General features: G+C 65.0%; 22 protein-coding genes and 1 pseudogene. 10 read left to right on the forward strand and 13 right to left on the reverse strand.

Annotated features, from left to right (window positions below; genetic code table 11):
• Window positions 1–52 precede the first annotated feature (52 nt).
• From FHW83_RS15280 to FHW83_RS15310, 7 genes are all read left to right on the forward strand, one after another.
• Complete coding sequence (locus FHW83_RS15280; RefSeq protein ID WP_176647209.1) at window positions 53–466, forward strand: helix-turn-helix domain-containing protein; 414 nt, start codon at window positions 53–55, stop codon at window positions 464–466.
• A 72-nt stretch (window positions 467–538) separates the two neighbouring features.
• The gene (locus FHW83_RS15285) at window positions 539–2,743 is read left to right on the forward strand and encodes an ATP-binding protein (protein ID WP_176647210.1); all 2,205 of its coding nucleotides are present in this window, start codon (window positions 539–541) and stop codon (window positions 2,741–2,743) included.
• Window positions 2,744–2,838: 95 nt separating this feature from the next.
• Window positions 2,839–3,996, forward strand: a complete 1,158-nt coding sequence (locus tag FHW83_RS15290) for a GGDEF domain-containing protein (RefSeq protein ID WP_176647211.1) — start codon at window positions 2,839–2,841, stop codon at window positions 3,994–3,996.
• Between the two features lie 2 nt (window positions 3,997–3,998).
• On the forward strand, window positions 3,999–4,208 hold the full coding sequence (locus FHW83_RS15295) for a hypothetical protein (RefSeq protein WP_176647212.1): 210 nt from the start codon (window positions 3,999–4,001) through the stop codon (window positions 4,206–4,208).
• A 71-nt stretch (window positions 4,209–4,279) separates the two neighbouring features.
• The gene (locus FHW83_RS15300; RefSeq protein ID WP_176647213.1) at window positions 4,280–4,837 is read left to right on the forward strand and encodes a phasin family protein; all 558 of its coding nucleotides are present in this window, start codon (window positions 4,280–4,282) and stop codon (window positions 4,835–4,837) included.
• Window positions 4,838–4,906: 69 nt separating this feature from the next.
• Window positions 4,907–6,547, forward strand: coding sequence for a VRR-NUC domain-containing protein (locus FHW83_RS15305; protein WP_176647214.1), 1,641 nt, complete (start codon window positions 4,907–4,909; stop codon window positions 6,545–6,547).
• The gene (locus tag FHW83_RS15310; RefSeq protein WP_176647215.1) at window positions 6,544–8,850 is read left to right on the forward strand and encodes a helicase C-terminal domain-containing protein; all 2,307 of its coding nucleotides are present in this window, start codon (window positions 6,544–6,546) and stop codon (window positions 8,848–8,850) included. Before FHW83_RS15305 ends, FHW83_RS15310 begins: the two co-directional genes overlap by 4 nt.
• Here the strand turns inward: FHW83_RS15310 and FHW83_RS15315 are convergent.
• The 13 genes and pseudogenes from FHW83_RS15315 to FHW83_RS15375 all read right to left on the reverse strand — a co-directional run bounded on the left by FHW83_RS15315 (window position 8,847) and on the right by FHW83_RS15375 (window position 20,190).
• Entirely contained in the window at window positions 8,847–9,710 is an 864-nt protein-coding gene (locus FHW83_RS15315; RefSeq protein WP_176647216.1) for an HNH endonuclease, read from the reverse strand. The genes FHW83_RS15310 and FHW83_RS15315 overlap by 4 nt on opposite strands.
• On the reverse strand, window positions 9,707–11,455 hold the full coding sequence (locus FHW83_RS15320; RefSeq protein ID WP_176647217.1) for an AAA family ATPase: 1,749 nt from the start codon (window positions 11,453–11,455) through the stop codon (window positions 9,707–9,709). Before FHW83_RS15320 ends, FHW83_RS15315 begins: the two co-directional genes overlap by 4 nt.
• Window positions 11,456–11,546: 91 nt before the next feature.
• Window positions 11,547–12,077, reverse strand: coding sequence for a hypothetical protein (locus FHW83_RS15325; RefSeq protein WP_176647218.1), 531 nt, complete (start codon window positions 12,075–12,077; stop codon window positions 11,547–11,549).
• Window positions 12,078–12,079: 2 nt separating this feature from the next.
• Window positions 12,080–13,231 carry a zinc-dependent alcohol dehydrogenase gene (locus FHW83_RS15330; protein WP_176647219.1) on the reverse strand — a complete coding sequence of 384 codons (1,152 nt, stop codon included), beginning with the start codon at window positions 13,229–13,231 and terminating at the stop codon, window positions 12,080–12,082.
• Window positions 13,232–13,374: 143 nt separating this feature from the next.
• A pseudogene (locus FHW83_RS15335) lies at window positions 13,375–14,544 on the reverse strand (FAD-dependent monooxygenase); the annotation flags it as partial.
• 17 nt (window positions 14,545–14,561) lie between these two features.
• Complete coding sequence (locus tag FHW83_RS15340) at window positions 14,562–15,377, reverse strand: helix-turn-helix domain-containing protein (protein ID WP_176647221.1); 816 nt, start codon at window positions 15,375–15,377, stop codon at window positions 14,562–14,564.
• On the reverse strand, window positions 15,378–16,109 hold the full coding sequence (locus FHW83_RS15345; protein ID WP_176647222.1) for a LytTR family DNA-binding domain-containing protein: 732 nt from the start codon (window positions 16,107–16,109) through the stop codon (window positions 15,378–15,380). It abuts the gene before it with no gap.
• A 3-nt stretch (window positions 16,110–16,112) separates the two neighbouring features.
• A complete protein-coding gene (locus FHW83_RS15350; RefSeq protein ID WP_176647223.1) occupies window positions 16,113–17,192 on the reverse strand; it encodes a sensor histidine kinase in 1,080 nt (359 codons plus the stop codon).
• Window positions 17,192–17,908 (reverse strand): LiaI-LiaF-like domain-containing protein, encoded by a 717-nt coding sequence (locus FHW83_RS15355; RefSeq protein ID WP_176647224.1) that lies wholly within the window; start codon window positions 17,906–17,908, stop codon window positions 17,192–17,194. The genes FHW83_RS15350 and FHW83_RS15355 overlap by 1 nt, the downstream gene beginning before the upstream one ends.
• On the reverse strand, window positions 17,905–18,282 hold the full coding sequence (locus tag FHW83_RS15360) for a LiaI-LiaF-like domain-containing protein (protein ID WP_176647225.1): 378 nt from the start codon (window positions 18,280–18,282) through the stop codon (window positions 17,905–17,907). Before FHW83_RS15360 ends, FHW83_RS15355 begins: the two co-directional genes overlap by 4 nt.
• 142 nt (window positions 18,283–18,424) lie before the next feature.
• On the reverse strand, window positions 18,425–18,583 hold the full coding sequence (locus FHW83_RS15365; RefSeq protein WP_176647226.1) for a hypothetical protein: 159 nt from the start codon (window positions 18,581–18,583) through the stop codon (window positions 18,425–18,427).
• Between the two features lie 94 nt (window positions 18,584–18,677).
• Window positions 18,678–19,559 (reverse strand): LysR family transcriptional regulator, encoded by an 882-nt coding sequence (locus FHW83_RS15370; RefSeq protein ID WP_176647227.1) that lies wholly within the window; start codon window positions 19,557–19,559, stop codon window positions 18,678–18,680.
• A gap of 13 nt (window positions 19,560–19,572) precedes the next feature.
• The gene (locus FHW83_RS15375; protein WP_176647228.1) at window positions 19,573–20,190 is read right to left on the reverse strand and encodes a hemolysin III family protein; all 618 of its coding nucleotides are present in this window, start codon (window positions 20,188–20,190) and stop codon (window positions 19,573–19,575) included.
• A gap of 237 nt (window positions 20,191–20,427) precedes the next feature.
• On the opposite strand from FHW83_RS15375, the gene FHW83_RS15380 reads away from it, so the two are divergent.
• Genes FHW83_RS15380 through FHW83_RS15390 form a run of 3 tightly spaced genes read left to right on the forward strand, consistent with a single transcriptional unit; the run spans window position 20,428 to window position 24,533 of the window.
• Window positions 20,428–20,802: a BlaI/MecI/CopY family transcriptional regulator gene (locus tag FHW83_RS15380; RefSeq protein ID WP_176647229.1), complete on the forward strand. Its 375-nt coding sequence runs from the start codon at window positions 20,428–20,430 to the stop codon at window positions 20,800–20,802.
• A 14-nt stretch (window positions 20,803–20,816) separates the two neighbouring features.
• Window positions 20,817–22,418, forward strand: a complete 1,602-nt coding sequence (locus tag FHW83_RS15385; protein WP_229224201.1) for a M23/M56 family metallopeptidase — start codon at window positions 20,817–20,819, stop codon at window positions 22,416–22,418.
• A 3-nt stretch (window positions 22,419–22,421) separates the two neighbouring features.
• Window positions 22,422–24,533, forward strand: coding sequence for a TonB-dependent siderophore receptor (locus tag FHW83_RS15390; RefSeq protein ID WP_176647231.1), 2,112 nt, complete (start codon window positions 22,422–22,424; stop codon window positions 24,531–24,533).
• The last annotated feature ends 1 nt before the right edge of the window (window position 24,534 follow it).

The raw sequence follows: 24,534 nt of genomic DNA on the forward strand, positions 1-24,534 counted from the left end.
TACTTACTATTTGTAAGTACGCACATTTTGGTAAGTACCCAAGGAGCCCGCCATGACCAGCAAATCCCTGCGCAAGACCATTCAGCAGATGACCCAGCAAGATCCGCAACGCGCCCAGGTGATGGCGGCCGACTGCCCTTCCCGCGCCGTGCTCGGCCACATCACCAGCCGCTGGGGCGTGCTGGTGCTGGTGATGTTGCTGGAGCGCACCCATCGCTTCAGCGAGCTGCGCCGCGCCGTCGGGGGGGTCAGCGAGAAGATGCTGGCGCAGACGCTGGACGCCCTCGCCCACGACGGCCTGGTGTTGCGGGTGGCCCACCAGGTGGTGCCGCCGCACGTGGAATACAGCCTGACGCCGCTGGGCCGCGAGGCCGCCGTGCGGCTGGAGGTGCTGGTCGACTGGATCGAGGACAATTTCCCGCTGATCCAGCAGGCGCAGGAGGCCTATGCACGGCAAGCGGCATAACGCTGGCCGCGCGCGCCGATCTTGTAATACACTGGGCCAACGCCGCCTTGCGGAGCCGCACTGCCAGACACGATGCCGCCGTTCTCTGCCGACCAGCCGCGCACCATCCTGATAGCCTCCAGCACGGCTTACGATGCGGCCGCCCTGCGCCTCATGCTGGCGCGCCACCATTTCGAGGTGCTGATGGTCAGCCGCGGCGACGAGGCGCTGGCCGCCGCGCGCAAGGCCCCTATCGCCCTCGTCCTGCTTGACGTGGCGCTGGCCGGCAGCGCCGGGCTGGAGCTGTGCGCGCGCCTGCAGCAGGCCAGCCAGCAACCCTTGCCGGTGTTCCTGCTGTCCACCCACCCCAGCGAGGAGGAACGCGCGCGCGCCTCCGAAGCCGGGGCCGCCGCCTATCTGCCGATGAATCTGCCGGTGGACGACGTGGCGGAGAAGATCCTGCTTTACCTGCAGGCCATTTCGCCGGCGCCGGCGCTGGCCGGCATGCCGACCATGGCGACGCTGGAGGTCAACTACCACACCATCCTGGCCGGCTCGCCGGACGCCATCCTGCTGATCCAGCGCGGCAGCAACCTGATCCTCGACGTCAACCGCCGCGCGCGCCAGATGTTCGGCATGACCGAGGCCGAGATGCTGCAATCGGACCTGCTGTCGCTGTGCCCGCCCACCCAGCCCGATGGCCGGCCCAGCGCCGATGTGTTCACCACCGACCTGGAACAGGTGATGTCGGGCGAGGCGCAGGTGTTCGAGCTGGACATGCGCCACAGCTCCGGCCGCGCGCTGGCCTGCGAGCTGCGCATGGTGCCGCTGACCACGCAGGACCACCGCCTGATGCACGTGCGCATCGTCGATGTGACGCCGCGCAAGCTGGCGGCGCAGCTGCGCGACGGCAAGAACGCGCTGCTCGAGATGATCGCGCGCGGCGCGCCGCTGCCGACCATGCTGGACAAGCTGGTGCGCCTGATCGAAGCCCAGCTGGACGGCGGCCACTGCACGGTGATGCTGCTCGCCGCCGACGGCGTGACGGTGCGGAGCGCGGCCGGGCCCAGCATGCCGCAGGACTACCTGCGCTCGCTCAACGGGCTGCCCATCGGCCCGGCGGCCGGTTCCTGCGGCACCGCCATGTATCGCAAGGAAACCGTGATCGTCAGCGACATCCTGCATGATCCGCTGTGGGAGCCGTACCGCCAGGCCGCCCTGCACCACGGCCTGCGCGCCTGCTGGTCGACGCCCATCCTGCTCGACCAGGACACCGTGCTGGGGTCGTTCGCGATGTACTACAAGGAGGTGCGCGCGCCCACCGACGAGGACCGCCGCCTGATCCACACCGCCACCCATCTGGCCGGCATCGCCATCGCCCGCACCCGGCGCGAGGACGAGTTGCGGCGCCACCGCGAGCACCTGGAAGAGCTGGTCTCCGCCCGCACCGCCGAGTTGCGGCAGGCCAAGGAGGAAGTGGAGCACGCCAACGAGGAACTGACCACCGCGCTGGACAACCTCGGCCGCACGCAGGAGGAACTGGTGCGACGCGACAAGCTGGCCGCCTTGGGCGCGCTGGTGGCCGGCGTCGCGCACGAACTGAACACGCCGATCGGCAACAGCCTGACCATGGCCGGCAGCATGAGCGAGCGCACCGCCGCGCTGCGGCGCGACCTGGATAACGGCCTGCGCCGCTCGGCGCTGAAGGAATACCTCGACCAGGCGGCGGCCGCCGACGAGGTGGTGCTGCGCAACCTGAACCGCGCCGCCGCGCTGGTGGCCGATTTCAAGCGCATCGCGGTGGATGGCGGCGGCGGCCAGCGCGGCCGCTTCGCGCTGGGCGACGTCGTCGCCGAGCTGCTGCAATCGGTGCAGGGCGAGCTGCGCCAGCGCGGGCTGGAGCTGATCGAGGACGTCGAGCACTGGCTGGAAATGGACAGCTATCCCGGCCCGCTGTCGCAGGTGCTGCACCATCTGATCGAAAACAGCCTGGTGCACGGTTTCGACGCGCGCAGGCACGGTGGCATCGGCAGCATCACCCTGTCCGCGCATGACAGCGGCAACGGCGAAATCGCCATCACCCTGAGCGACACCGGCGCCGGCATCGCCGCCGAACACCTGCCGCGCATCTACGATCCCTTCTTCACCACCCGTCTGGGCGTGGGCGGGTTCGGCCTCGGTCTGTATATAACGCACAACATCGTGACCGGCGTGCTGGGCGGCCGGATCGAGGCCGCCAGCACGCCCGGCCAAGGCGCCAGCTTCATGTTGCGCCTGCCGAAGGTGGCGCCGCTGTAGCGATAGAGATTTTTTTCCGCCTCGCAATTGTTGCAGTCGTATAATGGACGCTATCAGACCGGCAAGGAGCCGGCGCCAACGGAGAGTCAGCGGCCATGCCACCCAACCCCGTTTCGTCCAAGACAATTAAAGTCGCGCCCTTGCGTTGCGAGTTTTGCGACGCCACGGTCGAGCGCGAGTTCCTGCGTCACCACCTGGCCAAGACGCAGGCGCAACTGCGCGTCACCTTCCTGTTCTGCGCCCTGTTTTACCTGTGCTTCGCCCTGAGCGACCTGCTGTGGGTCGGCTACGAGCTCAAAACCTGCCTGCTGGTGGGCGCCCGCATGGGCGTGGCCGCCACGGTGCTGGCCTGCCTGGCGCTGCTCAAGCGGCGGCCCGACTCGATCCCGTTCACCCGGGTGGCGGCCAATATCGTTGAGGTGGCCGGCGCCGCCGGCTTCCTGCTGATCGCCGCGCTGCGGCCGACCGAATTCTCGCTGCACGCGATTTCGATGTCCATCGTCATCATCGTCCTGTACATCTACATCCCGAACCGGCTGGTCTACGCGGCCGGGATCGCGGCGGCGGCGACGGCGCTGTTCATGCTGCTGGCCTGGGCGCTGGGCAATGTGCGCAGCATGGAACTGGCCACCATGGCGGCGCTGCTGGCGCTGACCAACCTGTTCGGCTACGTGGCGGCGCGGCGCTACCAGATCCTGTGGCGGGAGGAATACAGCGCCCAGATGGTGCTGAAAAACCTGTCCGTGCGCGACCCGCTGACCGGCTGCTACAACCGGCGCCACCTGCACGAGCAACTGCTGGAAACCGAGATCTCGCGCGCCCAGCGCTACCGGCTCAGCCTGACCGTCATCATGTGCGACCTCGACCATTTCAAGGCCGTCAACGACACCTACGGCCACTACGGCGGCGACGCCGTGCTGCAAAGCTTCGCCGCGCTCATGCGGTCGATGACGCGCGACAGCATCGACAGCGTGGTGCGCTACGGCGGCGAGGAATTCCTGCTGATCCTGCCGGAAACCGACCTGGCCGGCGGCGAACTGCTGGCCGAGCGCCTGCGCCAGGCGCTGGCCAGCACCCCGGTCGAGCACGAGGGCAAGAAGATCAGCGTGACCGCCAGTTTCGGCGTCGCCAGCGTCGACTTCGCCACCTCCACCCACGATGCGCATCTCAACATGATCGCCGCCGCCGACGATTTGCTGTACGCTGCGAAAAACAGCGGCCGCAACCGCGTCTGCGCGCAACAATTGGTGTAAGCATGAAGTCAAGCAATCTGAAACGTACCGCGATCCTGACGCTGGCCCTGTGCTGTGGCGGGCTTGCGGCCGAGCCGGCGCCGTGGTGGAAGTGGCGCAGCAAGATCGATGGCGCGCTGGTCTGTTCGCAGACGCCGCTGGGGCCGGGCTGGGAGAAGGCGTATGGCCCGTTTCGCGATGCCCGTTGCGTAAAGTTAATCGTTACTAGATAATCAAATCACAAAAACACGGTTGAACCGGAATCGCTGCAAGCTGCATCCCTACATCATCTAGAGGAGACTGTATGTTTACGAATCCCGAGCAATTTGCCAACGTCACCAAGGCGCTGTTTGAATTCCAACTTGAAACGTTCAACACCCTGACCAGCAAGACCGTGCAAGGCGTGGAGCAAGTGATCGCCCTTAACCTGCAGACCGCCAAATCGCAGCTGGAAGATAACCTGTCCGCGGGCAAGGCGATCAGCCAGGCGTCCGATCCCAAGGCCGCCCTCCAGCGCGCGGCCGACCAGATCCAGCCCGGCGTGGCCGGGGCCGCCGCCTACCAGCAGCAGCTGGGCGACATCATTGCCGAGATCCGCGAAGAATTCACCCGCGCCGCCGACGCGCATGTGACCGAGGCCAAGAACAACCTGAGCGCGCTGATCCATGACGTCACCAAGAACGTGCGTCCGGGCTCGGAAAACGCCGTGCAGATCGTCAAGACCGCCATCGACAACGCCTTCGCCGGCTACGAGCAGGTGACCAAGGCCACCAAGCAGGCGGTGGAGGCGGTGGAAGCCGAAATCGCCAAGGCCAACGCGCTGGTGGCCGCCCAGGCCACGTCCGCCAAAACCAAGAAATAGCTGGGCAAGCGGGGACGAACGCGATACACTGTACAAAAATACAGTTAATCGCCGTTCGTCCCCGCCGCAATGATCAAAGTCCTGGAAAACCCGTTCTACTACCTGGAGAATTTTCACCAGGTGCTGGCGTGGATCAGCGAACGCTATGACGATTTGCTGAACGCCGAGGAACGTCACTTCCTCACCGTGTTCCCCTCCCTGCCCCAACCGTCGCGCGCGCTGTTCGTGCGCATGGTGATGCGCAAGGGCACGGTGTTCCGCGCCAGCAAGCTGGTCTACGCGGAAATCGGCAGCACGCACGAGGCGGCCCGCCCGCTGGCGGAACTGGGGCTGATCGAGGAAGACCCGCAGCTGGACCTGGACGCCTTGTTCGACCTGCTGCAGAAGCCGGAAATCGTCAAAGTGTTCCAGCTGGCGCCGCACGTCCGGCATTTGCGCAAGGCCGAGCAACTGGAGGCGCTGCGCGAGGAGTACGCCGGCGAACGCCGCTTCTCCGCCTGGTACGCCCATGCCGGCGACCACGTCTACCGCAACCTGACGCAGGAACTGTGCGACCGCCTGCGCCTCATCTTCTTCGGCAACTATCATCAGGACTGGACCGATTTCGTGCTGTCCGACCTTGGCATCCACCAGTACGAGAAAGTGGAGTTTTCACCGGCCGCGCGCGGCTTCCGCAGCCGCCGCGACATCGACGACTTCCTCGCCATCCACCAATGCCACGAGCGTTTCGCCGACGGCGAGGCGGTGGCCGACGTGCTTGCCGACCTGCCGGTCTGCGCGCCCGACAACGAATGGCTGCGCAGCCGCCGCAGCAAGCTGATGTTCGCCATCGCCCAGCATGTGGAAAAACAGCGCGACTGGCCGGCCGCCTACGCGCTGTACGCCGATTGCGACTATCCCGGCGCCCGCGCGCGCGCCATCCGCGTGCTGGAGAAGAACGATCAGCCGCGCGAGGCGTTCGACCTGCTGCAGAGCGCCATGCAGGCGCCGGAAAGCGAGGCCGAACGCCAGCACCTGCTGCGCATGGCGCCACGGCTGGCGCGCAAGCTCGGCCACGCCAAGCCGCCGCCGGTCACGCCGGCGCAGGCCACCCGCATCGATCTCAACCTGCCGCCGCCGGAGGAAGCCACCTACGTGGAATTCGTGGTGCGCGATCATCTGCACAGCGACGACGCGCCCGTGTTCTACGTCGAGAATTCGCTGATGAATTCGCTGTTCGGCCTGCTGTGCTGGGACGTGGTGTTCGCGCCGATCCCGGGCGCGTTCTTCCATCCGTATCATCGCGGCCCGGCCGACCTGCACAGCGCCGACTTCCAGCGCCGCCGCGCGCGGCAGTTCGCCGACGCCTTGTCGCAGCTGGAGAGCGGCGAGTATCGCGCCACCATCCGCGCCAACTATGACGCCAAGCACGGCATCCAGTCGCCGTTCATGTACTGGGAGGCGATCGACGCCGAGCTGCTGGACCTGGCGCTGGACTGCATCCCGCCGCTGCACCTGAAGCGCGCGTTCGAGCGCATCCTGCTGGACATCAAATCCAACCGCAGCGGCTTCCCCGACCTGATTCAGTTCTGGCCGGCCGAACGCCGCTACAACATGATCGAAGTGAAAGGTCCGGGCGACCGCCTGCAGGACAACCAGCTGCGCTGGATCGAATACTGCGCCGCGCACCAGATGCCGATCTCGGTCTGCTACCTGCAGTGGGCGGCATGACGCAGCCGGCCCGATACACCGTCGCTGTCCGCGCCCTGTGCGAGTTCACCGCCAAGACCGGCGACCTCGATCTGCGCTTCACGCCCTCGCCCACCGCGCAGGAAGGCATCGCCGGCCATGGCGTGGTGACCTCGCGCCGCGACGACGATTACCAGACCGAGATCGCGCTGTCGGGCGACTTCGGCCCGCTGCACGTGCGCGGCCGCGCCGACGGCTACGACGTCCGCGCCAACCGCCTCGAGGAAATCAAGACCTACCGCGGCGACTTGAAGAAAATGCCGGACAACCAGCGCGCGCTGCACTGGGCCCAGGTCAGGATCTACGGTCACCTGCTGTGCAAGGAACGGGGCCTGGAAAAAATCCGCCTGGCGCTGGTGTACTTCGACATCGGCAGCCAGAAGGAAACCGTGCTGCATGAGGACCGCACGGCGGCCGATCTGCAAGCCTGGTTCGAGCAACAGTGCGGCCTGTTCCTGCAATGGGCGCGGCAGGAGATGGCGCACCGCGCGGAACGCGACCTGCAACTGAAGGCGATGCGCTTCCCCTATGGCGATTTCCGCCCCGGCCAGCGGCAGCTGGCGGAGGCCATGTACCGCGCCAGCAACCGCCAGGTATGCCTGCTGGCGCAGGCGCCGACTGGCATCGGCAAGACCGTCGGCAGCCTGTTCCCGATGCTCAAGGCCAGCGCCGAACATGGCGTCGACAAAATCTTCTTCCTGGCGGCGAAAACCTCCGGCCGCCAGATGGCGCTGGACGCGGTGGACCTGATCCGCGAGGGCGCGCCGCTGCTGCCCTTGCGCACACTCGAACTGGCGGCCAAGAGCACCGCCTGTGTCAATCCGGACAAGGCCTGTCATGGCGAGTCGTGCCCGCTGGCGCAAGGCTTCTACGACCGCCTGCCGGCCGCGCGCGAATCGGCGCTGGCCATCATGGCGCCATCGGCCAACGGCGCCGCGCCGCCGGCGCTGGACCGCGACACGCTGCGCGCCATCGCCCTCGCCCACAACGTCTGCCCGTATTACCTGAGCAGCGAGCTGGCGCGCTGGTGCGACATCGTGATTGGCGACTACAACTACTACTTCGACATCAGCGCCATGCTGTACAGCCTCACACAGCTCAATGACTGGAAGGTCAACGTGCTGGTGGACGAGGCGCACAACATGGTGTCGCGCGCGCGCAAGATGTATTCGGCCGACATGGAGCACGACAGCCTGCGCCTGCTGCGCAAGATCGTGCCGGAGGAGCTGAAAAAGCCGCTGGACCGCGTGCACAAGCAATGGAACCAGCTGGAGAAAGACCAGACCGCCGAGTACCAATCCTACGCCGAGCTGCCGGAAAAATTCATGGGTGCGTTGCAGACCGCGTCCACCGCCATCTCGGACTACATGGCCGACCATCCCGGCTACGTGGAGCCGGACCTGCAAAGCTTTTACTTCAACGCGCTGCTGTTCGCGCGGCTGGCGGAAAGCTTCGGCGACCACGCGCTGTTCGATATCGAAAAGGCGCCGGGCGCGCGCGCCAGCAACAGCAACTCGGTGCTCTGCATCCGCAACATCGTGCCGGCCCCGTACCTGAAGCCGCGCTTCGAAAGCACGCACACCACGGCGCTGTTCTCGGCCACGCTCAGCCCATGGAACTACTTCGGCGACATGCTCGGCATGCCGGAGACCACCGCGTGGGTGGACGTGGAATCGCCGTTCGTGGCGGAGCAGTTGTCGGTGCAGGTGGCGAAACACATCTCCACCCGCTACCAGCACCGGCAGCAGTCATTGAAGCCGATCGCCGAACTGATGGGCAGGCAGTACGCGCGGCAGCGCGGCAACTACCTGGCCTTCTTCAGCAGCTTCGATTACATGGAAAAGGCCGCCAACCAGTTCAGCGAACTGTATCCGGACGTGCCGACCTGGCGCCAGTCGCGCCGTATGGACGAGGCGGAACGCGCGCGGTTCCTGGACCGCTTTACGCTCGACAGCGAAGGCATCGGCTTCGCCGTGCTGGGCGGGTCGTTTGGCGAGGGCGTGGACCTGCCGGGCGCGCGCCTGATCGGCGCCTTCGTCGCCACCCTGGGACTGCCGCAAATCAATCCGGTCAACGAGCAGATACGCCAACGCATGGAAACCATCTTCGGCGCCGGCTACGACTACACCTACACCTATCCCGGCATGCAGAAAGTGGTGCAGGCGGCGGGACGCGTGATCCGCACGCAGTCCGACCGCGGCACCGTCTACCTGATCGACGACCGCTTCGGCCGGCCGGAGATCCAGGAACTCATGCCCAACTGGTGGCGTATCGAAACCGCCTAGGATGGCGGATGTTTCATCATCCATTGCAGAACCGATGGGCTTACCAGCAAGCCGCGCAGGAAAGCCGCCGTCCAGTTGTTCATGCCTCCGACGTCGATCTCCGCTTGCAGTTCACGGTCGATCGCCTTGCGCAGCTCCGCCAGGGTGCTGTAATCCGGCGCCTTGAGGCGCCACAGCTTCCACCGTCCCGTCAGCCAGCGCCGCAACTGCGTGTCGTCGACGCATTTGTCGAGGTGGTTGGCGAGGCGCGCGAACAAGCCGTCGGTGGGTGCTATCGCAGGCACAAGCCGGAACGACGGCATCAGGTAAGTGGGTGGCGTCGTCCCTTTGTCCGGGTCGATCACCACCACGACCAACGGGCTGCTGAGGCGGCGGCCGTCGAAATAAGGATGGATCAAAGGCAGTGGACTGCGGGGCGCATTGGCCGAGTTGCTGCGCTTCGAATTGCAGGAGGTGCACGTCGGGACCAGATTGAACGACAGGACGGCGAATTCCGGATAGTCCGCCTTGGGCAGGTAGTGATCCAGCGCGTCCCGTCCGGTATTGCCGCACATGGGGCAGTACGGCAGGTTATCAGCTTTTCGCAGATCATAGGCCCAGTCGAGATGCCGGTGGTTTTCCTTCAGCTTTTTATAGGTGCTCGCGTAGAGCTTGTCCAATTCCGTTTTCTGGGCCGGGGAGACCTTCCCGGCCTGCGCGTAGTTGAGAGGCAGCACAACGGCGGGACTTCCTTTGTTGGCGCGGTAATTCCGGTAGGCCTTTTTCAGGTCCGGCGCCAGCGACACCAATGCCGGCGCGTACACCGAAAAGACCGCGATGGTTTTGGAATTTTTGACGCGGGGATAAGGAACGAATATCAATTGCCGCTCCCCGAACGCAAGGCGCGTATTTCGATCAGCAACTCAGGGCTCAGCACCGAGCCGTACTCCGCCAGCAGCTGTTCCGGCGACATGCCGCTACGCGACAGATCGGCGGCAAATTTCTCGTGATACTTGCGTGCAGTGGAATCGCCAAACACCGCCTGCGAGACGCTGTCGATACTCGCGCCCAAGGTCTTCATCCGCACGTGGCCGATATGGACTTGCTTCGACTCCTCGTCCTCAAATGAAAAGATGTGCGCGCAATGGGTCGGCACCTCGCGCACGATATAGGCGGAATGCGTGGCGATCAGCGCGATTGATTTGGTCGCCGCCAGCACCGTATATACCAGCGTCACGAACTCGCAGATCAGATTCGGATGCAGATGAGTCTCCGGCTCGTCGATCATCACCAAGGTGCCGTGGTCAATGCTGCTGATCAGGCGCAACGCAAACCGGAAGAAAATATGCTGGCCGCTGCTGGGGTGTAAAAGGCGGATACGATTGTCGTCGCCGCTCGGCACATAAAACCCCATGGGGCGCGCGGTATCGACGGCGGACGTGAACAAGAGATGCCTTTGTTCGTTCATCACCAGAATGTCCAGGGCGCGCACGTAATAATCGCCCTCCTCATTCTGGCAAGTGAAGCTATCCTGCGCAACCTCCGGCAGCACCGGCAGGTACAGCATGTCAAGGTCGATATGCTCACGGAGCGTGCGTTTCAGGAGCGCGAAGCGGGTCAGCTGCGTACCGGCAAACTGGCTTTGGTCCCGGATCAGGTCGACCATTAAATTCGTCAGGGGATTCTGCTCTTTTCCAGGTATGGACGCGTTGGCGACATTGACCAGGTTGAAGTACTGGTACTCGAAATTCCCCTCATTGGTGGCACGCCGTGGAAAGCGATCCTCCGGGGTGGTGGAGAACACCAGCAGGCGGTTATAGGGCGGTCCATCATACTCGGGCTCGGAAATGGCTTCTGACGATTCTTCAAACGGAGTGGCCGCCTGGTCGGTCTTCCCCGACAACTCGCCTAGCGTTAATACGAACTCCCTCAGCAAGCGCGTCTTGCCGGTACCGTTGATGCCGATCAGACAGTGAATCCGGTCTTCGAACAAGCCGAGATCCTGAAAACCCACCGACAAGTCATGCACGCCTTCATCGAAACCGTGCAATTGTGCGCGGAAGGCGAAATTCTTCCTTGTTTCCTGGATCTCCCTGATCTGGCGTCCCTGCAGCGAGCGCATGCCCCGCCGCATGGCCCGGTACGCGGCCGGGGATCGCAGGACGCCAAGGGTGAACGGCGGTTGCACAAGCAGGCGCGTGATGTCCGGGCCATATGCTGATTCCTTCAGCAATAGCACATCGTTCAAAGCCAGCAATATCGAGCGCAACTCAGCCTCATCGCGGGCCCATTTTGCCAGTTGCGCGTATCCTTGCTCATGTCCGATGAGGGTGGCGAACAGCAGCCGTCCATGCGGTGCGGTCGGCGCATCGCCCGCGCCGTCGTGGCGTAGCAGGTATGGATGGGTCATAATCCATTGCTGCAGATTACGCGGCCTGTTGTCGCTCAGAGGCACCACGTAGGCGGTGACGGAAATCCGTTGCCGTCCGTCCGGCGGATTGATGGAAATCAGGGCGTTAAAGTTAAACGAAAAATCGTTCCAGCCCGAATTGGTGGGAAGAATCCGTATGCCCCCCGGTGGGACGTCAGCCTTTGCATCGACAGTAAAAGATAAACTCCAAGCCATAAGCTCCCCATTTAAAGTTGCCTTGGGAAAAGCTTATCATTTAATTCCTCTAGGAAATTCACGAATTCTCACGCGGCCCACCTGAAGTTGGTCATCGGTTCGTCTTGCGCCGCCTGAGCAAATACCAGGCGAGTCCCGCCGCCGCCGAGGCCACCGCGACCTTGCGCACCAGCCCGGCCCGGTTGTGGCGCCATTCCGCGCCCAGTCCCATCTCCGCCAGGACATTCGGCACCCTGCCCCGCGCCAGGTCCTCGCCCAGGCCTTCCACCACGTTGACGCGATCGGCCAGCAACAGCATCAGCCAGTGACGGATGTCATTCTCGCTCAGTTGATAGGCCGCGCCGCGCAGCTTGCCGCTCAGCCCCGACGGCGGCGCGCTGGTGCCGAACACCGGCGTCATGCCGGGACGCTCGATGGAATGGAATACCTCGACACTAAGCGGCTGGTGCTCCGGCTGCCGCGCGGGCACGCCCTCCAGGCGTGGCGGCGTGCGTTCCATCGGATAGGCCGGGCGCCAGGCGCGATCGAGGTCCGTGCCCCAGCCCGGAATGTGGGCGAAGTCAGCGCTATTGACGCCATCCGCGCGGTGCGAGTGGCCGTGTGTGTCGACTGGAAAATTCATGGTCAGCCTCCGTTCGGCATGGTCAGCACCGTCTTGATGCAGTTATCGAGCTTGCTGGAAAAAATATGGTACGCGTCCGACACGTCCTCCAGCGGCACGCGGTGGGTGATGATTTTCCTCGGCTCCAGATGACCGGCCTGTATGTGCTCGATCAGGCGCGGCAGGTGGCGCTTGACGCTGGCCTGATTCATGCGCAAGGTCAGTCCCTTGTTCAAGGCATTTCCGATTGGCACGGCGTTGAAGGTGGGACCGTACACGCCCACAATCGACACGTTGCCGCCCTTGCGCACCGAGTTGATGGCCCAGTGCAGCGCGGTCGCGGAGCCGGCCTGCCACTTGAGGTAGCGCCCGCTCAGCGTCTGCATGACGTTGCCGGCCGCCTCGCAACCCACGCAGTCGATGCAGACATCGGCGCCCAGCCAGTCCGTGATTTTCTTGATGTGCACCGCCATGTCGTCCACCTCGCGGAAATTGATGACCTCGCACTGCGCGTACGCGCGCACGAATTCCAACCGGTATTCCACATGGTCCACCACGATCACCCGGCCCGCCCCCAGCAGCCACGCCGACTTGGCGGCAAAGACGCCGACCGGGCCGGCGCCAAAGATCACCACCGTGTCGCCGCGCTGGATGTCGCCCATCTCGGCGGCCTGATAGCCTGTAGGTAAGGCGTCGGTGAGCAGCACGGCGTCGTCCAGGTCCAAGTCCGCCGGCAGCACGGTGGGGCCGACATCGGCCATCGGCACGCGCACGTACTCGGCCTGGCCGCCGTCGTAGCCGCCGGCCGTGTGCGAATAACCGTAGATGGCGCCGACCGCGCTGGCCTCGGGATTCACGTTGTGGCAATTGCTGTAGAGCTCGCGCTGGCAGAAAAAGCAGCTGCCGCAAAAGATGTTGAATGGCACCAGCACATGGTCGCCCACCTTCAGCTTGGTCACCGAGGGACCGACCTCCACCACCACGCCGGTGAACTCGTGACCGAAGGTCGAGCCCACGCGCGTGTCCGGCACCAGGCCATGGTAGAGATGCAGGTCGGAGCCGCAAATACATGAGCGCGTCACGCGCACGATGGCATCGTCGGGATGCTCGATGACCGGATCAGATTTCTGATCCGCCCTTACGCGGTAAGGCCCCCTGTAATTCATCGCTAGCATGATGTGGCGCTCCTGAATCGGGAAAGGTGAACCAATTGTACGCGCCGGTGGCCGGTGATCCGCGATGTATTTCAGCCGTGCGCGCCTATTTTTCACTAACAATTATCGGCAGAAATACACCACGCGCCCAACGGCTAAAGCTGCGCCACACCCCACACGCGCCCGGCGATGTAGGTCGCGCCGTCGCGGGTATTGATCAAGTCGCGGAAGATGGCGTTCAGCGCGCGCGCTTCCGGGCTGGGACGCATCAACGCGACCTGCGCGCGCGACCAGTCCAGCACTTGCGCGCCGATCGGATGGCGCTCGGCCTGATAGCTATCCAGCAATCCAGCAGGCGCCTCGCCGTGGATGGTGGCGGCCAGCTTCCAGCCGAGGTTCACAGCGTCGCCCAGGCCCAGGTTCAAACCCTGCCCGCCCAGCGGCGAGTGAATGTGCGCGGCGTCGCCGGCCAGCAGCACGCGGCCTTGGTGATAACTGGTGGCCTGGCGCGCCCGGTCGGTCCAGGTGGTGGCGACGTGCAGCGCGCCGACGGTGACGTCGGTGTCCGAGATACGGCGCAGCACCGCCTGCACGTGCTCCCGGGAGACCGGCAGGCCGGCCTGATGGAATGCGCCGCCGTCGAAGTCCTGCATATTCAGGTAGCCCGGCTGCGACTGGAAATACATGCCGCGCGCGGTCGCAACGCGGCCGGCGCCCAGCTTCTCCGGGTCGACGATATCGAGCTTGACGGAATAGCCGGTAAATTCCGGCTCGGTGCCCTCAAACGCAAAGCCGCCCAGTTTGCGCACGACGCTGCGCGCGCCATCACAGCCCACCAGCCACGCGGCGCCAAACGACTGATCGCCCGCTTGCACGGTCACGCCATCCGTGTCCTGCTGAAAAGCGGTGATGGCCAGCCCGCGCCGGATGTCCACGCCAAGTTCCTCCGCGCGCCGCGTGAGGACCGCCTCCAGCTCGGCCATTTCCGCCAGCAGGCTGTATGGCAAGCCTGGCCTCCATCGCGAGGTATCGATATGGTCGAAGCTGAAGGGAATGCCGGCGAAATGGCCGGCCTGCCTGCCGCGAGACGCGTTAAACGGATTGGTCATCCGCTTGGGCACCTCCATCCGCTCCAACAGGCCCCGTCGGTGCAAGGCCTCGATCGACGGCGCCGACAGGCCGCGTATGCCGAACGGCAGCTGCTTCAATGGTGAATGGGGATCGGCGGCCTTTTCCAGCACGAGGACCGTGCATCGTGCCAGCGCGAGTTCGCAAGCCAGCATCAGCCCCACGGGGCCGGCGCCTGCGATGATAACGTGATGTGATGTGTTCATGCCCCGTAGTGTAGGGCTCAGTCCTCGCGCGGCGCTTGTACAAATGCGACAAAATCGTCGCCCGCCGCTTGCCTGCCCTGCCGCGCCGCGCGCGCGAAGGCGGCCGGCGTGGCGCCGCTATAGCGCTTGAATTCGCGGCTCAGGTGCGACTGGTCGGTGTAGCCGAGTTCCTGCGCCAGCGCGGACAGGCTGGTCTCCGGCACGCTCCACAGGCGGTTGCGCACCTGCTCGAAACGCATCAGGCCCGAGACGTCTTTCACCGTATGGCCGGACGATTGCTTGAACTTGCGCTCCAGTGTGCGCACCGTGGCATGCGCCGCCGCCGCGACTTCGCTCACCGGCATGGCGCCATGGGCCTTGCGCATCGACTCACCGGCCTTGAACAACATGCTGTCCAACGCCAGCCGCGCGTGCGCCTGCAAGAGATAGCGCCGCAGCTCGGCCAAAGCCGCGTCCAGATCGCCAGCCTGCAAGCGCGCCGCCAGCACCGGCTGCAATTGCGCGATGGGATGGGTGAAGGTGTGCACGCTGCGCTTCGCGGACGGCAGCCCAAGCAGGTCAAACACCATCCACGGATAGCAGCGGACGCCGATGATCTCTAGCAGGCCCGCCGTGGTGAAGGTCACAGGCTGGTTCAGTAAGCCCATCATGAACGGCGATGGCAGCGCGACGCCATCACGCGCCACGCTGCCGAAGCAAAAGACGATTTCCGCGTAACCATCCGGCAGCACCTCAAAGCTGCACGGCCGCGCGCCGAAATCCCGGCGGTTGTACCACAGGCATTTGATGGCCTCGCGCAGTTCGGCGGGCGGATCAAATTCCTCGTGCAGCATTTACTGCACCACCGCGCGGATCTTCTGGTAGCCGCTACGGCTGATCGGCACGCGGCTGCCGTCCCTCAGGATGGCGACGTGGCTGTCCTTGGTGGCCTGCTCGATGCGGTCCACGAACGCGATGTTGACGATGTAGGAGCGGTGGATGCGCAGGAACTGCTCGGGGTCCAGCTGCTCCTCCAGTTCCGACATGCGCTGGTTCTTCAGGTAGGACTTGCCCTCCGAGCGGATCTGCACGTAGTCGTCCTGCGCCTCGATATGCTCGATCTTGTCGGCGTTGATGACGTGGACCCTGGCGCCGTCCCGTATCAGCACACGGCCCAGCGGCTTGTTGCGGCCGGACGCCTCGCGCACCATCTTTTCCACCGCCTCGCCGCCCGCCCCAAGGTTGGCGCGCGCATGCGCCAGCGCCTGGTCGAAACGCTGCTGGCTGAAAGGCTTCAGCAGATAATCCAGCGCATGGAATTCAAACGCTTTGATCGCGTACTGGTCGTACGCGGTGGCGAAGATGTAGCGCGTCTTGCTGCCGGCCAGTTCCGCCACCTCGAAACCATCGAGCTTGGGCATCTGAATATCCAAAAACACCAGGTCGGGCGACAGTTCGGTGATCGCCTTCACCGCCTCGAAGCCGTTGCCGCATTCGGCCACGATCTCCACGTCCGCGTGCCCGGACAAATATTCGCGCACCACGCCGCGCGCCAGCATTTCATCGTCCACGATGATGATACGCATACCTCAATCCCCTTGTCCGCCCGTTTGCGCGGGCATCGTGATGTCCACGCCAAAGCTGTTTTCCTGCCGTCCCCATTGGATGCCGGCTTCGTGTTTGTAGGCGCCCGCCAGGCGCTGGCGCACATTGCTCAATCCTATGCCATGGCCCTCGCCGCGGATCGACGACATGTCCTCGTCGACCGGATTGACCACGCCAATCCGCAAAATCGATCCGGAACGCCGCGCCGTGATGCGTATGGTACCGCCCTCCGGCATATTGCAGATGCCATGCTTGACGGCGTTTTCCACCAGCGGCTGGATGATCATCGGCGGCACCAGGCATTCCGCCGCGCCCTCCCCGATATCCTCCTCCACGCGCAGGCGCTCGCCGAAGCGCACCTGCTCGATGGCGAGGAAATGCCGTATCAGCACCATCTCCTCGCCCAGTGTGACCTTTTTGTGCGCCTCCATGCCCAGGCTCTGGCGGAAGAAGCTGGCCAGTTCCAGCGTCATGCGCCGCGCCGCCTTGGGATCCTGCGAGGTCAGCGCGCTGATGGAATTCAGGCTGTTGAACAGGAAGTGCGGGTCGATCTGCGTGCGCAGCATGCGCAGCTCGGCCTCCTGCGCCATCAGCAGCGACTCCAGCTCGCGTTGCTCGGCGTTCTTGGCGCGCACGAATTCGATCACCAGGTAATGCAGCGCGACCGCGAAGCCATACAGCAGCACACCCAGCACCACGATCAGCACCGACAACTGCGGCGTGATGACGATGCCGCTCCATGCGGTCTCCAGCAGCAGGCACACGGCATTCCACAGGTTGCCCATGATAAGCCACAGGAAGCCCAGCACCATCGCCGCCACCGTGAGCACCAGCGTGGTCGGCATCGCGCCGCGCGCGCCCAGCGGATAGGCGCGGCACAGGTAGTAGGCCGAGTAGCCGGCGGCGAAGGCGTACCACAGGTTCATGGGAATGGCGAACAGCATGGCGTTGGCCAGCGGCGTATCGCTGGCCAGCGAGATCACCCCACCCAATGCGCCTCCGAGGAACAGCCATACCAGCAGGTAGACGACTGTGCCCCGGCGCGTCGCGGAGATTTCCTGCATCAGTTACGGACTTCCATGCCGCCCATGATGACGTAGCCGCGCACGATCAGGCGCTTGCCGGAACCGGGGCCGGTCGGCGGCACGGTCTTTTCATCGAAGCCGCCCATGATCGGCGTGCCGTCGAACACCACGGTCCAATCGACCGGCACCTTGATGCCGATGCCGCCGCACAGCACAAACACGTTCAGCACAGCCTCGCCATTGATCGAGGCCTGGCGCAGATCCAGTTCGCAGCCGCCCATGATGGCGGTGATTTCGCCGCCGCGGAAGTCCTGGGTGGTGATGCGGTGCTTGAAGCCGCCCATGATGGCGGTGTAATTCAGCACCACGTCGGCGTCGGGTTTATCCAGCGGACCGGCATGCGGCTGCTCCAGCGCGGAACGGTTGGCCATCGACTTGACCACCACCGCCACGCCGGCGCCGATCAGCAGCAGCGGCCAGAGGGTGCGCCAGCCGATGTCGATCCAGCCCAGTTCCTTCAGCATGATCAGGCTGCCGCCGGCAATCAGCACGCCGCCGATGACGATGCCCGATTGGGTGCGGGTCTGCAGCACTTTCAGGATGCCGGCGCCAATCAGGATGGTCGGCAGGATGTGGACGCGCAGGTCGAGGTCCAGCCAGCCCAGGTTATCGAGCAGGAACAGCATGCCCAGGCCGATGACGAACAGGCCGATGACCATCTGGGTGGCGGGGTTGCGCTCGCGGCGGGTTCTCATGCTTGCTCCTTGATCGATGCGAAGATATTGTCCAACAGGGGGCGCAGCAGCAGGCCGACGCCCCATGCGACCAGCAGGGCCGGCCAGGTTTCACCGAAGCCCCAGCCCCAGATGTGATTGAACGAGACGTACCACCAGCCGGCGAAGAAGATCTCCCACAAGCCGTTTAGCAGGTAGCGCGGGGAGGTCGGCGGGATGATCTTGGTGATGCCGCTGAGGACCAGCAGCCAGGGCCAGTAGCGCCAGATTTGCGGCCAGTTGATGTCCAGCTCCAGCATGCCCGCGCGTTCCAGCAGGACGGCCGAGCCAACGGCGATCAGCGCCAGGCCCCAGAACAGCTGTTTGCGCCAGCGGTATGCGGTTTCCACGTTCATGTTAGTCCCCCAAGTCGGTATGGATATAACAATACCGGGGAACCGCCGGGGGCGAAACCGCTATTCGGTGAATGACGGAAAAGGGCCGGTGAACGGCGAAAAAAAACCCACGGCGCGGTTGGCGTGAGTTTTTCGGGGACGGTCAGTTGCGGCCGTTGCTGACTTTCTGCTCGAAGGCCATCAGGCCCCAACCCAGCTGGCGGCGGATCTCTTCCGGGGTTGGCGGCGGTTTCACCTCGTGCGTGCGGCGCTCGAGATAGGCACGGACCAGATACTTCGAAGGATGGGTAGTGGGCGTCATGATGACCTCCATGTGGCGGCAACATCGTTATTTGGTAGCTTCAGTGTAGCCCCGCGCCGCCCGCCGCTCTGTACGGGCGCGCACACTGTATCGCTCAGAGTTTCCGCTGCAGGAACTCAAGGAAGCAGCTGATCCGCTGGGCCAGCTGGGTGTTGCGGTAGTAGACCGCGTGGATCTGCTGGCGGTAGCCGGTGTAGTCCGGTTCCAGCACTTTGACCAGGCGGCCGGCCTCGATGTCGGCGCGCGTCATGAAGTCCGCCAGGCAGACGATGCCCTGCCCGGCCAGCGCCAGCTGGCGCAAGGTCTCGCCGCTGGAGGCCGAGATGGACGGCGTGACCGGCAGCGTGTTGCCGGCCGCGTGGCGCAGCGGCCATTGGTTGCCCAGTTCATACTGCACGAAGCCAAGCAGCGAGTGGCGCGCCAGTTCCTCCGGGGTTTTCGGCGTGCCGTGGCGCGCCAGGTAGTCCGGGCTGGCCAGCACGTGCAACGGGCTCGATGTCAGCGGCCGCGCGTGCAGGGTGGAGTCGGTCAGCGCGCCGATGCGGATGGCGATGTCGGTGCGGTGCTCGATCAGGTCGGCGATCTGGTCGTTGCTGCTTAATTCCAGGCGGATGTCCGGATACAGGGAGCGGAATTCGGCCACGTGCGGCACCACGCAATGCAGCATGAATGGCGAGGCGGCGTCCACGCACAGGCGGCCGGCCGGCTTCTGGCGGCGGATGCGGATGGTTTCCTCGGCTTCCTCCATGGCGCCGAGGATGGCGCGGGCTTTTTCCAGGAACAGCTGCCCTTCCTCGGTCAGCTCCATGCGGCGCGTGGTGCGCGTCAACAGCGAGGTGGCCAGCTTGTCTTCCAGCCGCGAGAGCGCGCGGCTGACGCCGGACGTGGTCTGCCCCAGATGCACCGAGGCGGCGCTGAGGGTGCCGCTGTCGATCACGGTAATGAAGGTCTTTAAATCGTCCGAGTTGATGTCCACCGGTGTTCTATCCTTACGCCACGTAGAGCAGCACCGCGCCGAAATGGCATGCGCTGCCGCCCAGTACAAACAAATGCCAGACCCCGTGACCGTAACGCCACTTGTGATCGGTGACAAAGAAGGCAATCCCCAGCGTGTACACCAGGCCGCCGATCGCCAGCCACATGAAGCCGTCCCAGCCCAGGGCGTCGATCAGCGGGCTGGCGCCGATCACGCCCACCCAGCCCATCGCCACGTAGATCAGCAGCGACAGCACGCGCGCACCCTTGGCGAACAGCAGCTCCTGCGCGATGCCGATGGCCGCCAGCCCCCAGACCACGCCGAACAGGGTCCAGCCCCACGGTCCGCGCAGGCTGACCAGCGTGAACGGGGTGTAGCTGCCGGCGATCAGCAGGTAGATGGCGCAGTAGTCCAGCTTTCGCAGCACGTCCTTGGCGCGTCCGCGCACGCTGTGGTACAGCGTGGACGTGAGGTACAGGGCCAGCAGCGTGGCGGCGTAGATGCTGCAGCTGACGATTTTCCAGGCGTCGCCGCTGCGGGCGGCCTGGACGATCAGCAACGTGCCGCCGATAGCCGCCAGCGCCGCGCCCACGGTGTGCGTGATGCTGTTGAAGCGCTCTCCGTAGTACATAAGTGGTTCCAATGCAGTGTCGGCTGCGGCTGGGATAGCTGCGGCCACAGGCATTGTATAGCGCCTCGCCACGGCGCGCCGCAGGCTACATATCATGCCTTCTTGCTAGTTAGCAAAAAAATCATCGTAGCATATTTGGAATTAATTTGAAGCAATGTTACAAAATGAGATACATTACTTGACGAGCTTGCGACATTTGTCGCATACTGGCGCCATTGGTCGCATAAAGGATTTTTCATGGTTATTCCATCGGTCACGGAACTGACATTGCTGAAGGCGCTGTGGAAGCAGCAGCCGCTGAGCGCTCGCGAGATCCACGACGCCGCCAGCGCCGAGCTGGACTGGTCGTTTTCGTCCACGCGCAAGACCCTGGACCGCATGCTGGAAAAGCAGATGGTGGCGGTGCAGGTGGTGCACGGGGTGAATGTCTACAGCGCGCGGCTGGAGAAGGTGAGCACGCTGGCGGCGTTCGCGCATGATTTCGGCCGTCGCGTGATGGAAATGGAGACGCCGCTGCCGGTGGCCATGTTCACCGGCAGTAAGCTGGTCGATCAGCGGGAACTGGCGCAGCTGGAGCAAATGCTGCAGGACTGGCCGGCGGCCGAAGCGTGATGACCGGACTGTTGATGTTGGCGCTTCAATGGCTGCTGGCCTGCGCCGGCAGCGCCCTCGCCGGCCTGCTGGCGTGGGCGCTGCTGAACGGCGCGGCGCGGCGCTGGCCGGCGCTGCGGACGCGCAGCGACGTGTGGCTGGCGGCGCAAATCGTGATCGCCGCCGCCGCCCTGCCGCCCTTCCTGCCGCGCGTGGAGCAGATCAGCGTCACGCCGCGAATCACGTTGGCGCCCGCGGACATCGCGCCCGCGCCCATGCCCGGCGCGCCTGGCGCAGCCGCGCCGCGCCCGCATGCGGCAACCGGCATACGTCCCGGACCCGCGCCGCGGCCCGACCCGGCAATCAGCGCGGGCATCCAGCAGGTCCGCGCGGCGGATGGCGCGGAGACCGACATCATCGCCCGGCCCGGCACCGCCCCGCCAACGTCCGACATCACGCTCTGGCTGGCCGCGATTTGGCTGTCGATCTACGCCGCCGGACTGGCATGGTCCGGCGCCAGGCTGCTGCGCGCGCACCGCCTGTGGCGTGCGCTGCTGGCAGGCGCGCAGCGCCTGTCCCCGCAGGCGTTGCGCGACCATGGCGCCTTCAGCGATACGCAACTGCGCGAGATCGCCCAACGCAATCTGACCGTGCTGCGCACCGAGGCCGCCGTCTCGCCGATGCTGATCGGCGTGTATCGCCCCCGCCTCCTGCTGCCCGCCCGCCTGGACGCGCTCACCCGTGAGCAGCAACACATGATCGTCGCTCACGAGCTGCATCATCTGCGCAACCGCGATCCGCTCCGCCTCGCCACCGCCTCCTTCCTGCGGACGATTTTCTGGTTCAACCCCGCCCTGCGCTGGATGGCCAGGCAGATGGCATGGGCGCTGGAACTGCATTGCGACCAGCACGTCCTCGCGGGCCGCCCCCAACAACAGCGCAAGCAATACGCCGCCGCCCTGATCCAGCAATGGACCGCGTTCGCCCCGGCCGGCGCCGCGGCCTTCGGCGGCGCGACCATCACCGCGCGTCTCCGCGGCATGCAGCAAAACAGCCTGCCGACCTTGAGCGGCGCCGTCACATGGATGATCGCCGCCGCACTCTCATTCATCGTGGCGTTGACGGCGATGCTGCAACCGGCGCTGGCGTACGCCCCGCACGTCTTGCCCGTGGCCACAGTGGCGGCACCGGAACAAGCATGGCGCGCGCCGCTGGATGAGGTACGCGTCACCAGCTTCTTCGGCGTGCGGCGCAGCGTGCTGCCCACGCCGCACAAAGGCATCGACTTCGGCGCCGCCAAAGGCACGCCGGTGCATGCCACCGCCGGCGGCACCGTCATCGCCGCCGGCCCTATCGCGGAAAACGACGGCCGCTATGGCAACACGGTGATCATCGATCATGGGGCGCAACGTTCGCTGTACGCCCACCTGGACAGCGTGAACGTCACGCCCGGCCAGTATGTGCAAGCCGGCCAATTAATCGGCACGGTGGGCCAGAGCGGCTTCGCCACCGGCCCGCACCTGCACCTTGAGGTACGCGAAAACGGCAGGATCATCGATCCCGCGACCAAGCTCGCCAACCTCGACGCCTACGCCACGCCGCGCGCGCTCAAAGTCCGCCGCCAACAAAAAGGATAATCCATGACAGCACACCGCATCACCAGCAGCCTGCTGCTGGCGGCCTCCGCTTGCGCCTACGCTTCGGAAACCCCAGTGCCGCAGCAGGTCCAGATCACCGGCACACGCGCCGATCAGCGCCAGCGCGAGACCACCGCCGCCATCACCATCAACCACGCCGACATCGTCCGTCAGGGCGACCAGAACTTGGCCGATGTGCTCAAGCGGCTGCCCGGCGTCAGCATCTCCAGCACTGGCGCGATCCAGATGCGCGGCCTGGGCAACGGCTACACGCAAATCCTTCTCAACGGTGAACCGGTGGCCACCGGCTTCTCGCTGGACAGCATCGCGCCCGAAACCATCGAGCGCATCGAGATCCTGCGCAGCACCACGGCGGAACTCAGCAACCAGGCGGTGGCCGGCGCCATCAACATCATCTTGAAGAAAGCCGCCACGCGCGGCCAACGCTCGATGAGCGCCAGCGTCGCGCGGCAAGGCGGCGCGATCACGCCCGCCATCAGCGCCCAACTCTCGGACCAGGACGACGAGTATTCCTGGAGCCTGGCCGCCACGCTCACACGCAAGCGCAACGAAAAGCCGTTCACCGACTGGCAGGAACAGCGCGACGCCAGCGGCGCCCTGACGCTGCTGCGCCGCACGCCGCAAACCGAATCCGGCCGCACCGACGCCCTCACCCTGACGCCGCGCCTGAACTGGAAACTGACAGGCGGCGACACGCTCAACTGGCAAAGCTTCGCCTACCTGCGTCGGATGGACAACAACACCCGCGCCGACGAGACGGCGCTGCTCGGAGAGCACAGCGAATATCCGCGCAACGACGCCGACTTCATCGCCAACTTCATCATGCTGCGCACCGACGTCCATTGGACACACCTGCTGGCCGATGGCGCCAAGCTTGAAATGAAGCTGGGTGCCAGCACCAATCGCCGCACCGGCACCTTCGACTTTCACGGCCGCGATGCGGACGGCAAGCCATTGGGCCGCCACCACGTCGATTCCGGCCCGGTGGAAAACACCGTCACCAGCACCGGCACCTATCGCCACCCGGTGGGCGAGCAGCACGCGATCGCCATCGGCTGGGATGCCAGCCACGCCGTGCGCAGCGAGGACCGCAACGAGATCCTGTTCGACGGCGACGGCAGGCAGACTGGCGCCAACAACGCCGACTACCGGGCCAACGTCAACCGCCTGGCGCTGTTCGCACAGGACGAGTGGCAAGTGACCAAACGGTACTCGCTCTACCTCGGCCTGCGCCACGAACGGCTGGACACCGCCAGCCGCGCCAACGCCACCAATGCGCCGGATGCGCTGGACAACAGTTCCTCGGTGTGGAGCCCATCGCTGCAATCGCGCTACGAACTGGCCAACAAGGACGTGCTGCGGCTGGCGCTCAGCCGCACCTACAAGGCGCCGCCGCTGGTCAAGCTGGTGCCGCGCCGCTACACCAGCGATAACAACAATAACCCGACCAATCCCGATGAACAGGGCAATCCGCATTTGCGGCCGGAGCTGGCATGGGGCCTGGATGCGGCGTATGAACATTACCTGGGCGGCGGCGCGCTACTCAGCGTCAGCGCCTACCTGAGGCGTATCCGCGACGTCACGCAATCGCGCCTGTTCCAGCAGGACGGCGTGTGGGTGGAGGCGCCGTTCAATGACGGCGATGCGCGCGCGCACGGCGTGGAACTGGAAGCCAGGCTGCCGCTGACCAAGGCGCTGGACCTGCGCGCCAACCTGTCGCGCAACTGGTCGCGCGTGGACAACGTGCCGGGACCGGACAACCGGCTGGAGAACCAGACGCCCGCCACCGTCAACCTCGGTGCGGACTACCGCTGGCCGCAATGGACGGTGGGCGGCAACTTCAACTACCAAGCCGCCGGACCGGCGCGCCAGTCCGTGGAAGTGTTGAACAGCGCCAGCGCGAAACGCGAACTGGATTTGTACGCGCTGTGGAAGCTGAACGCGAAAACTCAGCTGCGGCTCTCCGCCAACAACCTGCTGCGCCAGCAGGCCAGCGAAACCTATCGCTACACCGACAGCGCCGGCAGCGTGCGGCGCATCCACCTGACGCCCACCCATGCCATCCTGCGCATCATGCTGGAGCGCCAGATGTGAT

This window comes from Duganella sp. SG902, from assembly GCF_013376005.1.
Taxonomy (GTDB): domain Bacteria; phylum Pseudomonadota; class Gammaproteobacteria; order Burkholderiales; family Burkholderiaceae_D; genus Rugamonas.

Excerpts from the sequence above, each read along its gene's own strand:
- FHW83_RS15375 (WP_176647228.1), bottom strand. The coding sequence starts at position 20,190 with ATGTACTACGGAGAGCGCTTCAACAGCATCACGCACACCGTGGGCGCG.
- FHW83_RS15385 (WP_229224201.1), top strand. The coding sequence starts at position 20,817 with ATGTTGGCGCTTCAATGGCTGCTGGCCTGCGCCGGCAGCGCCCTCGCC.
- FHW83_RS15290 (WP_176647211.1), top strand. The coding sequence starts at position 2,839 with ATGCCACCCAACCCCGTTTCGTCCAAGACAATTAAAGTCGCGCCCTTG.
- FHW83_RS15355 (WP_176647224.1), bottom strand. The coding sequence starts at position 17,908 with ATGAGAACCCGCCGCGAGCGCAACCCCGCCACCCAGATGGTCATCGGC.
- FHW83_RS15390 (WP_176647231.1), top strand. The coding sequence starts at position 22,422 with ATGACAGCACACCGCATCACCAGCAGCCTGCTGCTGGCGGCCTCCGCT.
- FHW83_RS15300 (WP_176647213.1), top strand. The coding sequence starts at position 4,280 with ATGTTTACGAATCCCGAGCAATTTGCCAACGTCACCAAGGCGCTGTTT.
- FHW83_RS15325 (WP_176647218.1), bottom strand. The coding sequence starts at position 12,077 with ATGAATTTTCCAGTCGACACACACGGCCACTCGCACCGCGCGGATGGC.
- FHW83_RS15360 (WP_176647225.1), bottom strand. The coding sequence starts at position 18,282 with ATGAACGTGGAAACCGCATACCGCTGGCGCAAACAGCTGTTCTGGGGC.
- FHW83_RS15285 (WP_176647210.1), top strand. The coding sequence starts at position 539 with ATGCCGCCGTTCTCTGCCGACCAGCCGCGCACCATCCTGATAGCCTCC.
- FHW83_RS15340 (WP_176647221.1), bottom strand. The coding sequence starts at position 15,377 with ATGCTGCACGAGGAATTTGATCCGCCCGCCGAACTGCGCGAGGCCATC.
- FHW83_RS15350 (WP_176647223.1), bottom strand. The coding sequence starts at position 17,192 with ATGCAGGAAATCTCCGCGACGCGCCGGGGCACAGTCGTCTACCTGCTG.
- FHW83_RS15280 (WP_176647209.1), top strand. The coding sequence starts at position 53 with ATGACCAGCAAATCCCTGCGCAAGACCATTCAGCAGATGACCCAGCAA.
- FHW83_RS15310 (WP_176647215.1), top strand. The coding sequence starts at position 6,544 with ATGACGCAGCCGGCCCGATACACCGTCGCTGTCCGCGCCCTGTGCGAG.
- FHW83_RS15295 (WP_176647212.1), top strand. The coding sequence starts at position 3,999 with ATGAAGTCAAGCAATCTGAAACGTACCGCGATCCTGACGCTGGCCCTG.
- FHW83_RS15345 (WP_176647222.1), bottom strand. The coding sequence starts at position 16,109 with ATGCGTATCATCATCGTGGACGATGAAATGCTGGCGCGCGGCGTGGTG.
- FHW83_RS15365 (WP_176647226.1), bottom strand. The coding sequence starts at position 18,583 with ATGACGCCCACTACCCATCCTTCGAAGTATCTGGTCCGTGCCTATCTC.
- FHW83_RS15380 (WP_176647229.1), top strand. The coding sequence starts at position 20,428 with ATGGTTATTCCATCGGTCACGGAACTGACATTGCTGAAGGCGCTGTGG.
- FHW83_RS15330 (WP_176647219.1), bottom strand. The coding sequence starts at position 13,231 with ATGCTAGCGATGAATTACAGGGGGCCTTACCGCGTAAGGGCGGATCAG.
- FHW83_RS15305 (WP_176647214.1), top strand. The coding sequence starts at position 4,907 with ATGATCAAAGTCCTGGAAAACCCGTTCTACTACCTGGAGAATTTTCAC.
- FHW83_RS15320 (WP_176647217.1), bottom strand. The coding sequence starts at position 11,455 with ATGGCTTGGAGTTTATCTTTTACTGTCGATGCAAAGGCTGACGTCCCA.